This is a genomic window from Paractinoplanes rhizophilus, from assembly GCF_042664765.1.
GTDB classification, from domain to species: Bacteria; Actinomycetota; Actinomycetes; order Mycobacteriales; family Micromonosporaceae; genus Actinoplanes; species Actinoplanes rhizophilus.
On sequence record NZ_JBHTBJ010000002.1, the window covers coordinates 283917 to 297536 of the forward strand.

Sequence of the window (13620 nt, forward strand, 5' to 3'; positions counted from 1 at the left end):
TGTGTCCCTCTAAAATTCGACCTGAAACTCATGGACGGGCGTGATCACTGAAGCCAATAGATCATGGCGAACAGCGCGATCCACACGATGTCCACGAAGTGCCAGTAGTACGACACGACGATCGCCGACGTGGCCTGCGCCGGCGTGAACCGGCCCATGGTCGTACGGATCATGTAGACGATGAAGGCGATCAAACCACCCGTGACGTGCAGGCCGTGGAAGCCGGTCGTCAGGTAGAACATCGAGCCGTACCCGTCGCCGTTGATCTTGATGCCCTCGTGCACCAGGTTGCGATACTCGTTCGCCTGGCCCAGCACGAAGGCGAGGCCCATCACGAAGGTGATCGTGAACCAGCGCCGCAGCCCGTACACGTCGCCCTTCTCCGCCGCGAAGACGCCGAGCTGGCACGTGACCGACGAGAGCACCAAGATCACCGTGAAGGTGGTCGCGTACGGAAGCTTGAGCTCCGGCGTGTGCTCGCGCCACATGTCGTAGTCCGCCGCGCGGATGGCGAAGTACATGGCGAACAACGCCGCGAAGAACATGAGTTCGCTGGAGAGCCACACGATCGTCCCGACGCTGACCATGTTGGGTCGGGTCAGCGAGTGGATCCGGCTCTTGTCGATGGCTGAGGCCGCTGTCACGGGCTCATTATTGCCCCGCGATCAGTCGAACGTGCCGCGGGGGGCGGAATCCGCCATGTGTCGCGGCCCGGAGTAACGTGCACGGACCGGTTGGGCCTAGCCTCGAGTGGTGCAGCTAGTCGAAACAACCACGCCGCTCGCGGCCGGCGGGGATACTGTCCTTCCGCCGTTCACGCCTGCGACGATCTTCACACAGATCCACCTGACCAGCGTGGTCGCGCTCTTCCTGCTGGTCGCCGCCGCCGTGTACGGATACGGCGTCTACCGGCTCAGACTCCGCGGCGACCACTGGCCGCCCGGACGCACGGTGGCCTTCGTCGTCGGTGGACTCGGCTCGATCGCGGCGGTCACGGTGACCGGCATCGAGGCGTACGACGACACGCTCCTGTCCGTGCACATGGTCCAGCACATGGTCCTGTCGATGGTCGGACCCATCTTCCTGGCGCTCGGGGCGCCGGTGACCCTCGCGCTGCGCACGCTGCACGGCACCAGCCGCAAGACCCTGCTCTCGGTGGTGCACAGCCGGGTGGCCCGGGTCCTGACGTTCCCGCTGGTGGCGTTCGGCATCTTCGTGGCCAACCCGTTCGTGCTCTACTTCACCGGCCTGTACCGGCTGACCCTCGAGCACGAGTGGCTGCACGAGCTCACCCACGTGCATTTCATCGTCACCGGCTGCCTGTTCTTCTGGCCGCTGCTCGGGCTCGACCCGCTGCCCAACCGCTGGCCCTACCCGGGCCGGGCGCTGCTGATGGTGCTGTCGGTGCCGTTCCACACCGTGCTCGGCCTGACGATCATGCAGAGCCGGACACTGCTGGCCGGCGACTACTACCCCAGCCTGCATCTGGCCTGGTCGAACCCGTGGGACGACCAGGTCACCGCGGGCGGCATCCTCTGGGCCGGCGGCGAGATCGTCAGCGTCACGATGCTCGGCATCCTGGTGCTGCAGTGGATCAAGCAGTCCGAACGGGAAGCCCGCCGGATCGACCGCGCGCTCGACCGGCAGGAGGCCGAGGAGGCCCGCGCGGCGGCCGCGGCCGCGGCGTCCGGCGCGGCGACCAAGATCACAAACCCCCCGGACGCCGGGTAATCACGTTCGGTACGATCAGGCCGCACCCACGACGTGGGCCGGGGCCGCCCCATCCCACCACCCTTGACCTGACCAGAGGCGCAATTCATGAGCGACGCACAGGCGACTCCGCAGCCGGACCTGTACACAGTCCTGCTGTACAGCGACGACATCGCGGTCCGGGACAAGATCCGGCTGGCGATCGGCACCCGCCCCGCCGCCGATCTCGCGGTCGAGTTCGTGGACGCGTCCACCTGGGAGGAGTGCCGCATCCTCCTGGACAAGTACGAGATCGACCTGATGGTGCTGGACGGCGAGGCCGCCCCCGCCGGCGGCCTGGGCATCGCCCGGCAGACCAAGGACGAGTACGCGACTCCCCCGCCGGTCTGCGTGGTGCTGGCCCGCGCCGCCGACCGCTGGCTCGCGGCGTACGCGCAGGTCGACCAGACCCTGACCTACCCGCTCGACCCGGTCACCACCGGCCAGACGGTCGCCGCCATGCTGCGCGCTCGCCGCGCCGGCGCGATCCCGCTGGGCACGCTGGGCCACCTCGGATAAAAGCGCCCGCGGGCGATGCGCCACCTGGGAAAGAGCTCGAACCGTAGACCCCGTACCCCCGACGGAGGCCCCGCCATGGGCGCACGCACCTGGCCGAACCTGACGAGCGCCCTGCTGCGCGGCGACGAGCTGGAAACCGCCGACACCGCCTGGGCGATGGGCGAGATCATGGCCGGCAACGCCACGCCGGTCCAGATCGCCGGGTTCGCGATGGCGCTGCGCGCCAAGGGCGAGACGCCGGGCGAGCTGGCCGGCCTGGTCGAGGCCATGCTGGCCAACGCCACCCTGGTCGAGCTGCCGGAAAAGGTGCGCACCGACGCGGTCGACATCGTCGGCACCGGCGGCGACCGGGCCAACACGGTGAACATCTCCACGATGGCCGCGATCATCACGGCCGCCGCCGGGGTCACCGTGGTCAAGCACGGCAACCGCTCGGCCTCCTCGACCACCGGCACGGCCGACCTGCTCGAGCACTTCGGCATCCCGCTCGACCTGGGCCCCGAGGGGGTGGCGCAGACGGTCGCCGAGGCGGGGATCGGCTTCTGCTTCGCGGCCCGCTACCACCCCGGCATGCGGCACGCCGCGGTCACCCGGCGCGAGCTGGGCGTCCCCACGTTCTTCAACGTGCTGGGCCCGCTGACCAACCCGGCCCGGCCGACCGCCGCCATGGTCGGCTGCTTCGACTCGCGGATGGCGCCGGTGATGGCGGCGGTCTTCGCCCGCCGCGGTGACTCGGCGCTGGTGGTGCGCGGCGAGGACGGCCTGGACGAGTTCACCACCGCCGCGCCGACCCGGGTCTGGATGGCCCGCGACGGCGCCGTCGAGGAGCTCGTGGTGGACGCCGAGGAGCTCGGCCTGCCCCGCAGCAAACCGGCCGACCTGCGCGGCGACAACGCGGCGTTCAACGCCGACGTGGCCCACCGGGTCTTCGCCGGCGAGCCGGGCCCGGTGCGCGACGCCGTGGTGGTCAACGTGGCGGCCGCGCTCGCCGCGCACAATGGCTTCTCCGGCGACTTCAGAGACACGCTGCGGGCCGGAATAGCCCGGGCCCAGGAGACGATCGACTCCGGGGCCGCCACCGCGCTCTTGACCCGTTGGGTGGCCTCCGCGCAAGCGGCAAAGACTGCCGAATAGCGAAACACGAGGGACACGCCGCCGGTAATGCTCAGCGATGCCGGCATTCCGTGGCAGCGTCTGAATGGAATTCGGGTAATTCCGACCCCAAGGAGCCACCCGTGTCCGAACGTGAACTGCGCTGCGTCATCTGCGACGGCGACATGATGTTCGAGGCGCCGCCCTGCGCCGACGGCCACGACGACTGCCCCGAGCTGGTCTGCACCCGCTGCGGCGCCGCCGAGGTGGTCGCCCCGATCGTCGTCCACCTCTGGTGGACCCCCCAGACCCCACGCAAGCGCATAGCCCCCCAGCAACGCCGCGCCGCCGCATAGCCGAGCCACCGCAGGACAAGCAGGCAGCACCGAGGCCGCCCTGCTCTTACCCGCAATTTCCGGTTCACGCGGTACTAGGTAACTCCCGCGCGGTGCCGGAGGCGACGCCAGCCAGCTCAGCGCCGCCATTTAACTCAGTGCTCGGCAGTATGCCGGGTGCCGGTGTAGTACTCGAAGATCATCGCCGACGCCGCGAAGATCACCATGATCAGCCCGGCGGCGATCAGCCACCACATCCAGAACACCAGGCCGAGGCCGGCGATGGACGCGGCCAGGGCGATCCCGAACGGCCAGTAGCTGCCCGGGCTGAAGAAGCCGATCTCCCCCGCGCCCTCGGCGATCTCGCCGTCCTCGCGGTCCTCCGGGCGCAGCTCGATGCGCCGCGACACGAACCAGAAGAACGTGCCGCACATCGAGCAGAGCAGGCCGGACAGGATCAGCGCGACGGTGCCGATCCACTCGACCCCGCCGTACTGCCCGTTGGTCCAGAAGCCGTAGAGGGCGGCCACCGCGAACAGGAAGCCGGCCACCCCGGCGAAGATCTTGTATTCGGTCTTCACGGCGCGTCCCCTACTTTCCCGCTGCCACGGCGTTGCTCTGGTTCCAGCTGCTCGCCTGGCGGCGCGTGTTCAGCGGCTCGGTGGTCGTCGCGTACGAGTCCTTGCCGGTGAAGCCGATCGCCGCCATGCCCTCCTGGGTGGTGGCGCCGTTCTTGCGGGCGGCCAGGTACTGGTCGAACTTCTCGGGGGACACCACCACGAGCTCGAACTGCATGAACGCGTGGTACGTGCCGCAGAGCTCGGCGCACCGGCCGACGTAGCGGCCCTCCCGGTCGAGGGTGACCTCGAACTTGTTGCGCACGTTGCCCGGGAAGACGTCGCGCTTGAACAGCAGCTCCGGCACCCAGAAGGAGTGGATGACGTCCTTCGACGTCTCCTCGAAGCGGATCTTTTCCCCGGTGGGGAGCACCAGCAGCGGGATCACGTCGGCCGAGCCGACGGTCGAGGCGACCGTGTTGGCGTCCTCGCCGACGCCGTCGCGGTAGTTGAACTGCCACTGCCACTTGAACGCCACGACCTCGACGACCTGGTCGGGGTTCTTCGACAGCTTGTCCACGTTGGTCTGCACGATCGCGGTGTAGTAGAAGAGCACCGCCACCACGAGGATCGGCGTGACCGTGTAGAGGACCTCCATCGGCATGTTGAACCGGGTCTGCACGGGCAGCTCGTCGCCGCGCTTGCGGTACCGGATGATGCACCAGAAGATCAGGCCCCACACGAAGATGCCGACGACCAGCGCCGCGATGACCGAGCCGATCCACAGGTCGTACATCTTGTGCGCCTGCAGGCTGATGCCGTTGCTGGGCCAGCCGAAGTTGCCGAACGCACTCCCGAAGTCCTGGAGCGAACAACCCGAGAGCACCATCAGCAGCCCCGCGCCGCTGAGGGCGAGCCCGGCTGCCCGGACCAGCGCTCGCGACCGTGTGGCCGAACTCTTTGCGCCCACCTGCTTCTGCCTCCCTTAGCAGCGTCGCCCAGCCCGAAAACGGACACGGGCGGCAAGGCGTCACCGACGGTCGCACACTACTCGACCAGGCCCTACCGTCCGGTTCCGGGGGTCGGATCTTCAACGTCCCGGAAACCGGCCAACATTCGGACGATACCGTTCGCGGGGTGGAATACATGGGCGTTCCCGCCGGTGCGGCGGCCTACATGGACGCGGCCACCGCCGTTCCCCTCCATCCGGTGGCCGCCGAAGCGCTGGTGGCGGCGCTGGCGGACGGCTGGGCCGACCCGGCGCGGCTCTATTCCGCGAGCCGGCGGGCCCAACAGCTCAGTGACGCGGCGCGTGCCGCGTTCGCCGAGGCATTGGCGGTACGCCCCGACGAGGTGTCCTTCTGGTCCTCGGGCACGCAGGCGGCGCAGGCGGCCGTTCTCGGTGGACTCCTCGGGCGCCGCCGCCAGGGCCAGACCCTGGTCCACTCCGCCATCGAGCACTCCGCGGTCCTGCACGCGGCCCACCAAGGTCAGAGCGTTGAGGTGGGCGTCGATCGCCTCGGCCGCCTCGACCTGGCCGCCTGGGACGACGCCGTCTCGGCCCCGGGAGTCGCCCTGGCCGGCCTGATCAGCGCGAGCCACGAGGTGGGGACCGTGCAACCGGTGGCCGCGGCGGCCGAGTGCTGCGCCGAGTCCGGCGTGCCCCTCTACGTCGACGCGGCCCAGTCGGTCGGCCGCGTGCCCGTCCCGCCGGGCTGGTCCTTGCTCAGCGCCAGCGCGCACAAGTGGGGCGGCCCGCCGGGCGTCGGGGTGCTGGTGGTGCGCAAGGGTGTGCGGTGGATCTCACCGTACCCCCAGGATGATCTTTATCGCCCCGGCGCCATCGGCGCCCTCGACCTGCCGGCGGTGGTCGCGGCCGCGGCGAGCCTGCGCGCCGTCCTGGCCGAGGCCCAGACCGAGGGGGTACGGCTGAGCGCGCTGGTCGACCGCATCCGGGAGCGGGTCGCGGCCACCGTGCCCGACATCGAGGTGGTCGGCGACCCGGACGACCGGCTGCCGCACCTGGTGACGTTCTCCTGTCTCTACGTCGACGGCGAGGCCCTGCTGCACGCGCTCGACCGGGCCGGCTTCGCGGTCTCGTCCGGCTCGTCGTGCACCGCCTCGACGCTCAGGCCGAGTCACGTGCTGGAGGCGATGGGCGTGCTCAGCCACGGCAACGTGCGGGTCTCGCTGCACCGCGGCACGACCGAGGCGGAAGTCGACCGCTTCCTCGCCGTCCTCCCCGAGATAGTCGCGAACATCCGGAAAGAGGCGGGTATGTGATCACGCTCGACTGCCTGGGCCAGAAGTGCCCGCTCCCCGTCATCGCTCTCGCCCGACAAATCAGAAATGTCGATGTTGGCGGCGCTGTCCGCGTGCTGGCCGACGACCCGGCCGCCGCCAACGACATCCCCGCCTGGTGCCGGATGAAGGAACAGGAGTATCTGGGCTCCCCCGAGCCGAACGCCTTCGACGTGCGAAGGCTCAGCTGAGGTACTCGACGACCGGCCCGACCGGCTCCTTCGCCAGGAAGGTGTCGACGACCAGGCGCGGCCCGAGGTACGGCTCGTACTCCTTCTGCCGTTCCAGCACCCGCACCCAGTCAGGTATATCGCCTTTAGTCCGGTTTTGGGCGGCGGGCGGGGCGGTCGGATGGGCCTCGTGGTCGCGGGTTGCGTAACGCGCCTCGACCCGCCGCCGGTGCTCGGCGTCGTCGCCGCACACCACCTCGACCACGCGCAGCGGCACGCCGAGCCGCTCCGCGAGGTCGACCCAGAGCTGGCGGGCCGCCTTCACCGGGTTGACCGCGTCGATGATCACGTGGTGGCCGATGGTGAGCTGCACCTCGGCCAGCGCGGCGACCACCCCGTACGCGGCATAGCCGGGCCGGGGCTCGGTGACCTCGTAGCGCTGCAACGTGAAGTCGACCGTGTCGACCGCGAGCACGGTCGCGGGCAGCTCGGCGGCCACCCGCGCGGCCAGCGTGCTCTTACCGACCCCCGGCAGCCCGGCGAAGACGGCGAGCACCATTACTTCGGAAGGTGCTGCTTGATCTCGGCGGCCGCCTCGTCGCCGTACGAGTCGGCGAACCGCTTCGCGAAGTCCTCGGTGCGAATGTCGTACTCCTGCGGGCCGACCGACTCGAGCACCAGCGCCGCCACCAGCGAGCCCACCTGGGCCGCCCGCTCGAGCCCCGCTCCCCACGAGACGGCGGTGAAGAAGCCGGCCCGGAAGCCGTCGCCCACCCCGGTCGGGTCCTCGGGGATCACGTCGCGGGCCACCGGCACGTGGATGCGGTCGATGTCGCGGCCGGTGATCTCCACGCCGTCCTTGCCGAGCGTGGTCACCCGGATCTTGACCTGCTCGAGGACCTGCTCGCTGGTGAGGCCGGCCTTGGTCTCCAGCAGCGAGCGCTCGTAGTCGTTGGTCAGCAGGTAGTCCGCCCCGCTGATCAGGGTGAGCACGTCGCTGCCGTCCATGCGGGCGAGCTGCTGCGACGGGTCGGCCGCGAACTTGAAGCCGCGGGTGCGGCACTCCTGCGAGTGGCGGATCATCGCGGCCGGGTCGTTCGCGCTGATCAGCACCAGGTCGAGGCCGCCGGCCCGGGCGTCGACCGGGGCGAGCTCGATGTTGCGGGCCTCGGCCATGGCGCCCGCGTAGAACGAGGCGATCTGGTTGAGGTCGTCGTCGGTGGTGCAGACGAAACGGGCCGTGTGCGCGACCTCGCTGACGTGCACCGAGTCGCAGTCCACGCCGTGCCGCTCGAGCCACGACCGGTAGTCGGCGAAGTCGGCGCCGACCGCGCCCACCAGGATCGGGTTCAGGCCGAGCTTGCCCATGCCGTACGCGATGTTGCTGGCCACCCCGCCGCGCCGCACGACCAGGTCGTCGACGAGGAAGGAGAGCGAGACCTTGTGCAGCTGGTCGGCGATGAGCTGGTCGGCGAACCGGCCGGGGAAATGCATCAGATGGTCGGTCGCGATCGAGCCGGTAACGGCGATCTTCATGTCGGCCCTCGAGGGTCTGGGGAAACAGGGGGCTTGCCTACGCAGCCTACCGGCACGTTACGCGACGCAGGCCGCCCCGTTAACGGGACGGCCTGCGCGGATGTATCGGTTTGTCGACCGCCGGTGAGGATTTTTCGGGGCGGTGGAGATCACGCGGTCAACTCACGGCACGGCGCAACTCACGGTAGGCCCCGAAAAACCCTCATCAGTGGAACGAGTCGCCGCAGGCGCAGGAGTTCTGCGCGTTCGGGTTGTCGATGGTGAAGCCCTGGGCGTCGATCCGGTCGGCGAAATCGATCGTCGCGCCCGCCAGGTACGGCGCGCTCATCCGGTCGACCACGACCTCGACACCGCCGAAGTCGTTGACGATGTCGCCGTCGAGCGAGCGCTCGTCGAAGAAGAGCTGGTAGCGCAGGCCGGAGCAGCCACCAGGCTGCACGGCGATACGCAGGCGCAGGTCGTCACGGCCTTCCTGCTCGATCAGGGACTTGACCTTCACCGCGGCGACGTCCGTAAGAACGACGCCGGTGGGCGCGGCGGCCTCGGTCGACGGGGTGTGCGCTTCAGTGGTCACTGCGTATCTCCCTGCAACGGTGAACTCATGCAGTACCAGCCAACGCTAGCCCTCTTTTCCCGGATTCCCAATCCGGGTGGCTTTCCTCACCTCCCCCACTGGCGGGCCAAGCGCTCGGCGAGCTCGCGCAGGCCGCGGGCGGGCTCGGCCAGGGCGGTTTTTTCCGACCCGAAGTGATCGGTCAGCGAGAGGGTTTCGGTCACGCCGGCCGCGGCTGCCTCGCGGTAGCCGGTCTCGTTCCGCCCGCAGACGACGATGCAGGGCAGGCCGCGGTCGCGGGCGCCGCCGGCGATCCCGGCCACAACCTTGCCGCGCAGCGACTGGTGGTCGAACGAGCCCTCCCCGGTGATCACCAGGTCGGCCGCGTCCAGCTCCCGCTCGAGGCCGATCAGCGTGCCGACCAGGCCGATGCCCGAGGTCACCCGGCCGCCGAGCGCGATCAGCGCGGCGCCGATGCCGCCGGCCGCGCCGCCGCCGGGCGCCACCTCCAGGTCGGTCACGCCGAACGCCCGCTCGAGGACGCCGGCGAACTGCTCGAGCGCGGCGTCCAGCCGGAAGATGTCCTCCTCGGTGGCGCCCTTCTGCGGGCCGTAGACCTTGCTGGCGCCGTGCAGGCCGGTCAGCGGGTTGTCGACGTCGGTGGCGGCGACCAGGCGCACCTGGCGCAACCGGGGCGCGCCGCCGAGCGCGACCGCCGAGCTCAGCGCGGCCCCGCCGTACGGAAGCGCGTAGCCGGCGACGTCGACCGGCGCGGCGCCCAGCGCGGCGAGCATGCCCGCCCCGCCGTCGTTCACCGCCGAGCCGCCCAGCCCGATCACCAGCTCGGCCGCCCCGGCCTCGACCGCCGCCATCATCAGCATGCCCAGGCCGTACGAGGTGGTGGTGTTGGGGTTTCGCTCCTCGGCCGTCAGCAGGTGCAGTCCGCAGGCCTGGGCGCTCTCGATGTAGGCCGTGTGGCCGGCCAGCAGGACCGAGCCGCGCGCCGGGCGCCCGAGCGGGTCGACCGTCTCCACCGGGAGCAGGGTGCCGCTCAGCGCGCCGGCGAGCACCTCGACGAAGCCAGGCCCGCCGTCCGAGAGGGGACGCTCGATCAACTCGGCGGAGCCCTGCCAGCCGGAAGCCACGGCCGAGGCGACCTCGGGGGCGGACAGAGTGCCGGCGAACTTGTCCGGACAGATCAGCACGCGCACGCCCATGAGTGTGGCAGGCCACTCCGCGCGGCACCGATGGGCGTCTCGCGCTGTGCGACGATGACCAACGTGACCTCTACCTGGAGCGAACCCGCCAACACCGCGACCGCGTTGCTTCTGCTCGGCCGCGGCAGCGATCCCGCTTCCGAGCGCGGCGTCGACTGCCCCGGCGACCTGCCCGCGCCCAGCGACCCCGGCCTGGTCGCCCGGGCCACCGCCGCCAAGGCCGCGCTCGGCGACCGCGTCTTCGTGCTCGGCCATCACTACCAGCGCGACGAGGTCATCCAGTTCGCCGACGTCACCGGCGACTCGTTCAAGCTGGCCCAGCAGGCCGCGGCCCGGCCGGACGCGGAGTTCATCGTCTTCTGCGGCGTGCACTTCATGGCCGAGAGCGCCGACATCCTGACCACCCCCGCGCAAAAGGTGGTGCTCCCCGACCTGGCGGCCGGCTGCTCGATGGCCGACATGGCCGTGCTCGGGCAGGTCGAGACCGCCTGGGAGCGCTTCGCGGACCTCGGCATCGCTGCGCCAACCCGCGGCGGAAAACCCCAGAACAAAAGCCTCGGAAACGAGGTGATCCCCGTGACGTACATGAACTCCTCCGCCGACATCAAGGGCTTCGTCGGCCGCAACAAGGGTGTGGTCTGCACCTCGTCGAACGCGAAGCGGGCGCTGACCTGGTCGTTCGAGCAGGGCTCGAAGGTGTTCTTCCTGCCCGACCAGCACTTGGGGCGCAACACCGCCGTACTCGAAATGGGTTTTGATCTTGATGATTGCGTGCTCTACGACCCGCACAAGCCAGGCGGCGGGCTGACCGACGAGCAGCTGCGGAACGCCCGGATGATCCTCTGGCGCGGGCATTGCTCGGTGCACGGCCGATTCACCCTCGACAGCGTGCGTGAGGTGCGCGAGCGGGTGCCGGGGGTGAACGTGCTGGTCCACCCGGAGTGCCGGCACGAGGTGGTGCGGGCGGCCGACTACGTCGGCTCGACCGAATACATCATCAAGGCCCTGGAGGCCGCGCCGTCCGGTTCCGCTTGGGCGGTGGGGACCGAGCTCAATCTGGTACGCCGGCTGGCGCTGGCCCACCCGGACAAGCAGATCATGTTCCTCGACCGGACCGTCTGCTACTGCTCGACGATGAACCGCATCGACCTGCCGCACCTGGTGTGGGCGCTGGAGGAACTGGTCGCCGGCCGGGTGCCCAACCAGATCACGGTCGACGAGGACACCGCGCACCACGCCCGCGTGGCGCTCGACCAGATGCTCGCGCTGCCGTAACTCTCCGTAGCGACAGAGGCGCGGTCCGAGTGGCCGCGCCTTAAGGTTGTCTCAATAATGAGCATTTTCGGCCCGCTGAGCGCTGTGCCGACTTCCCTCCTTGTCACTCAACGCTATGCTTCCCCGGTTGCAGAATCGGGTGCCCCCGCCCGGACACTGCCCCCCTCGATCATCTTCGGGCGGCCTCGACCCGCCCGCCGGCTGGAGGTTACGTTGACCGACGATGTCCTGGTCGTGCACGGCGGTACGCCGTTGCAGGGTCAGATCCGGGTCCGTGGCGCCAAGAACCTCGTCTCCAAGGCGATGGTCGCCGCCCTGCTGGGCGAGACACCGAGCACCTTGTTCGACGTGCCGCGCATCCGCGACGTCGAGGTCGTCCGCGGCCTGCTCGAGCTGCACGGCGTCAAGGTCACCGACGGCGCGGACGACGGCGAGATCGTCATGGACCCGACGAACGTCGAGTCCGCCAGCACCGACGAGATCAACGTGCACGCCGGCTCGAGCCGCATCCCGATCCTGCTGTGCGGCCCGCTGCTGCACCGGCTCGGCCGCGCGTTCATCCCGGACCTCGGCGGCTGCCACATCGGCCCGCGCCCGATCGACTTCCACATCCAGGCGCTGCGCGAGTTCGGCGCCGTGGTCGACAAGGCGCCCGAGGGCATGCACCTGAGCGCGCCCAACGGCCTCAAGGGCGCCAAGCTCGAGCTGCCCTACCCCAGCGTCGGCGCCACCGAGCAGGTGCTGCTGACCGCCGTGCGCGCCGAGGGCGTCACCGAGCTGCGCAACGCCGCCATCGAGCCCGAGATCATGGATCTGATCTGCGTGCTGCAGAAGATGGGCGGCATCATCACGGTGCACACCGACCGGGTCATCGAGATCCAGGGCGTGCCCCGGCTGCACGGGTACGCGCACAAGCCGATCCCGGACCGCATCGAGGCCGCCAGCTGGGCCGCCGCCGCGCTCGCCACCAAGGGCGAGATCGAGGTGCTCGGCGCCCGGCAGGCCGACATGATGACGTTCCTGAACGTGTTCCGCTCGATCGGCGGCGAGTTCAAGATCACTGACGATCGGGTCTCCCGCACGGGCGTCACCGGGGTCGAGGGCGGCATCAAGTTCTGGCACCCGGGCGGCGACCTGCAGCCGGTGGCCCTCGAGACGGACGTGCACCCCGGTTTCATGACCGACTGGCAGCAGCCGCTGGTGGTCGCGCTGACCCAGGCCCGCGGTCTTTCGATCATGCACGAGACCGTGTACGAGCAGCGGCTCGGTTACACCGACGCGCTCAACCAGATGGGCGCGACGATCCAGGTCTACCGCGACTGCCTCGGCGGCACCCCCTGCCGCTTCGGCCGGCGCAACTTCAAGCACTCGGCGGTCATCGCCGGGCCGTCCAAGCTGCACGCCGCCGACCTGGTCATCCCCGACCTGCGGGCCGGCTTCGCCCACCTGATCGCGGCCCTGGCCGCCGAGGGCACCTCCCGGGTGTACGGCGTCGACCTGATCAACCGCGGCTACGAGGACTTCGAGAACAAGCTCTCGGCCCTGGGCGCGCACGCCGAACGCCTCTGATTCGTTTCGTATTTGTCAGAATGAGCGGCGCGGTGTGAACGACACCGCGCCGCTTGGCTACTCTCCTAGCGTGTCCTCGCTTTTTCGCCGCAAGTCCGCCGACGTCGCCACCCCCGCGCCCGCGGAGGAGGTGACCGAGTCGACACCCCGCCCCAAGGGCTACACGCCCAGCAAGCGTGAGCTCGGCCAGGTGACGCCCAAGCGGCAGAGCACCGGCCGCAAGGTCAACGCCGAGGCGCCGGCCAACCGTCGCGAGGCCATGAAGCAGATGCGCGAAAGGCAGCGGCAGGAGCGCGCCGAGGCCTCCGAGGGCATGCGCGCCGGCGACGAGCGCTTCCTGCTCGCCCGCGACCGCGGCCCCGAGCGCAAGCTGGTCCGTGACCTGATCGACTCCCGCCGCACCGTCGGCACGTGGTTCTTCGGCGGCGCGCTGATCGTGCTGATCGGCTCGACCGTCCGGGAGCCGGTGATCCAGCTCGCCAGCAACCTGCTGTGGGCGCTGCTCGCGCTCGCCGTGATCGTCGACAGCGTGCTGATCGCCCGCAAGATCAAGCGGACGGTCCGGGAGCGCTTCCCCAAGACCGGCCAGCGGATCGGCTCGCTCCAGCTGTACGGCGTGATGCGCGGCCTCACCTTCCGCCGCATGCGCGTCCCGAAGCCACAGGTCGAGCTCGGCGACAAGATCTGACCAGCCAGTCCGGCTGTGGACAACCGCGTCTTGTTGTCGTACCCGGGTGGTCTACTCGG

General features: G+C 69.9%; 16 protein-coding genes. 9 read left to right on the forward strand and 7 right to left on the reverse strand.

What is annotated here, in order from left to right:
• Window positions 1-44: 44 nt before the first annotated feature.
• Window positions 45-644, reverse strand: a complete 600-nt coding sequence (gene ctaE / locus ACFQS1_RS05190) for an aa3-type cytochrome oxidase subunit III (RefSeq protein ID WP_378964881.1) — start codon at window positions 642-644, stop codon at window positions 45-47.
• Between the two features lie 109 nt (window positions 645-753).
• On the opposite strand from ctaE, the gene ACFQS1_RS05195 reads away from it, so the two are divergent.
• The 4 genes from ACFQS1_RS05195 to ACFQS1_RS05210 all read left to right on the forward strand — a co-directional run bounded on the left by ACFQS1_RS05195 (window position 754) and on the right by ACFQS1_RS05210 (window position 3716).
• Window positions 754-1731 (forward strand): cytochrome c oxidase assembly protein, encoded by a 978-nt coding sequence (locus tag ACFQS1_RS05195; protein ID WP_378964882.1) that lies wholly within the window; start codon window positions 754-756, stop codon window positions 1729-1731.
• Window positions 1732-1818: 87 nt separating this feature from the next.
• The gene (locus ACFQS1_RS05200; RefSeq protein WP_378964884.1) at window positions 1819-2268 is read left to right on the forward strand and encodes a hypothetical protein; all 450 of its coding nucleotides are present in this window, start codon (window positions 1819-1821) and stop codon (window positions 2266-2268) included.
• 75 nt (window positions 2269-2343) lie between these two features.
• Window positions 2344-3402: an anthranilate phosphoribosyltransferase gene (trpD, locus tag ACFQS1_RS05205; RefSeq protein WP_378964885.1), complete on the forward strand. Its 1059-nt coding sequence runs from the start codon at window positions 2344-2346 to the stop codon at window positions 3400-3402.
• Between the two features lie 101 nt (window positions 3403-3503).
• Window positions 3504-3716 carry a hypothetical protein gene (locus ACFQS1_RS05210; protein ID WP_378964886.1) on the forward strand — a complete coding sequence of 71 codons (213 nt, stop codon included), beginning with the start codon at window positions 3504-3506 and terminating at the stop codon, window positions 3714-3716.
• 134 nt (window positions 3717-3850) lie between these two features.
• On the opposite strand, the gene ACFQS1_RS05215 is transcribed toward ACFQS1_RS05210, so the two are convergent.
• Together ACFQS1_RS05215 and ctaC are read right to left on the reverse strand one after the other, a co-directional pair.
• Window positions 3851-4276 carry a cytochrome c oxidase subunit 4 gene (locus ACFQS1_RS05215; RefSeq protein WP_378964887.1) on the reverse strand — a complete coding sequence of 142 codons (426 nt, stop codon included), beginning with the start codon at window positions 4274-4276 and terminating at the stop codon, window positions 3851-3853.
• 10 nt (window positions 4277-4286) lie between these two features.
• Complete coding sequence (gene ctaC, locus ACFQS1_RS05220; RefSeq protein WP_378965036.1) at window positions 4287-5141, reverse strand: aa3-type cytochrome oxidase subunit II; 855 nt, start codon at window positions 5139-5141, stop codon at window positions 4287-4289.
• Between the two features lie 257 nt (window positions 5142-5398).
• On the opposite strand from ctaC, the gene ACFQS1_RS05225 reads away from it, so the two are divergent.
• Both ACFQS1_RS05225 and ACFQS1_RS05230 read left to right on the forward strand, forming a co-directional pair.
• Entirely contained in the window at window positions 5399-6535 is a 1137-nt protein-coding gene (locus tag ACFQS1_RS05225) for a cysteine desulfurase family protein (protein WP_378964888.1), read from the forward strand.
• Complete coding sequence (locus ACFQS1_RS05230) at window positions 6532-6744, forward strand: sulfurtransferase TusA family protein (RefSeq protein WP_378964889.1); 213 nt, start codon at window positions 6532-6534, stop codon at window positions 6742-6744. Before ACFQS1_RS05225 ends, ACFQS1_RS05230 begins: the two co-directional genes overlap by 4 nt.
• Here ACFQS1_RS05230 and ACFQS1_RS05235 read toward each other — a convergent pair.
• The 4 genes from ACFQS1_RS05235 to ACFQS1_RS05250 all read right to left on the reverse strand — a co-directional run bounded on the left by ACFQS1_RS05235 (window position 6737) and on the right by ACFQS1_RS05250 (window position 10029).
• Window positions 6737-7282 (reverse strand): P-loop nucleotide/nucleoside kinase family protein, encoded by a 546-nt coding sequence (locus ACFQS1_RS05235; RefSeq protein WP_378964890.1) that lies wholly within the window; start codon window positions 7280-7282, stop codon window positions 6737-6739. The two genes, ACFQS1_RS05230 and ACFQS1_RS05235, sit on opposite strands and share 8 nt — an antisense overlap.
• Window positions 7282-8259 (reverse strand): carbohydrate kinase family protein, encoded by a 978-nt coding sequence (locus tag ACFQS1_RS05240; RefSeq protein ID WP_378964891.1) that lies wholly within the window; start codon window positions 8257-8259, stop codon window positions 7282-7284. Before ACFQS1_RS05240 ends, ACFQS1_RS05235 begins: the two co-directional genes overlap by 1 nt.
• Window positions 8260-8464: 205 nt before the next feature.
• Window positions 8465-8833 (reverse strand): iron-sulfur cluster insertion protein ErpA, encoded by a 369-nt coding sequence (erpA, locus tag ACFQS1_RS05245; protein WP_378964892.1) that lies wholly within the window; start codon window positions 8831-8833, stop codon window positions 8465-8467.
• Window positions 8834-8919: 86 nt separating this feature from the next.
• Window positions 8920-10029 (reverse strand): glycerate kinase family protein, encoded by a 1110-nt coding sequence (locus ACFQS1_RS05250; protein ID WP_378964893.1) that lies wholly within the window; start codon window positions 10027-10029, stop codon window positions 8920-8922.
• 63 nt (window positions 10030-10092) lie between these two features.
• Here ACFQS1_RS05250 and nadA point away from each other — a divergent pair, with 63 nt between their 5' ends.
• The 3 genes from nadA (at window position 10093) to ACFQS1_RS05265 (ending at window position 13561) form a co-directional block, all read left to right on the forward strand.
• Window positions 10093-11304 (forward strand): quinolinate synthase NadA, encoded by a 1212-nt coding sequence (nadA, locus tag ACFQS1_RS05255; protein WP_378964894.1) that lies wholly within the window; start codon window positions 10093-10095, stop codon window positions 11302-11304.
• 213 nt (window positions 11305-11517) lie between these two features.
• Window positions 11518-12873, forward strand: a complete 1356-nt coding sequence (gene murA / locus ACFQS1_RS05260; RefSeq protein ID WP_378964895.1) for a UDP-N-acetylglucosamine 1-carboxyvinyltransferase — start codon at window positions 11518-11520, stop codon at window positions 12871-12873.
• Between the two features lie 70 nt (window positions 12874-12943).
• On the forward strand, window positions 12944-13561 hold the full coding sequence (locus tag ACFQS1_RS05265) for a DUF3043 domain-containing protein (RefSeq protein ID WP_378964896.1): 618 nt from the start codon (window positions 12944-12946) through the stop codon (window positions 13559-13561).
• The last annotated feature ends 59 nt before the right edge of the window (window positions 13562-13620 follow it).

Coding starts and splice junctions, on each gene's coding strand:
- ACFQS1_RS05200 (WP_378964884.1), top strand. CDS start 1,819: ATGAGCGACGCACAGGCGACTCCGCAGCCGGACCTGTACACAGTCCTG.
- trpD (WP_378964885.1), top strand. CDS start 2,344: ATGGGCGCACGCACCTGGCCGAACCTGACGAGCGCCCTGCTGCGCGGC.
- ctaC (WP_378965036.1), bottom strand. CDS start 5,141: ATGGTGCTCTCGGGTTGTTCGCTCCAGGACTTCGGGAGTGCGTTCGGC.
- ACFQS1_RS05225 (WP_378964888.1), top strand. CDS start 5,399: ATGGGCGTTCCCGCCGGTGCGGCGGCCTACATGGACGCGGCCACCGCC.
- ACFQS1_RS05235 (WP_378964890.1), bottom strand. CDS start 7,282: ATGGTGCTCGCCGTCTTCGCCGGGCTGCCGGGGGTCGGTAAGAGCACG.
- ACFQS1_RS05240 (WP_378964891.1), bottom strand. CDS start 8,259: ATGAAGATCGCCGTTACCGGCTCGATCGCGACCGACCATCTGATGCAT.
- ACFQS1_RS05250 (WP_378964893.1), bottom strand. CDS start 10,029: ATGGGCGTGCGCGTGCTGATCTGTCCGGACAAGTTCGCCGGCACTCTG.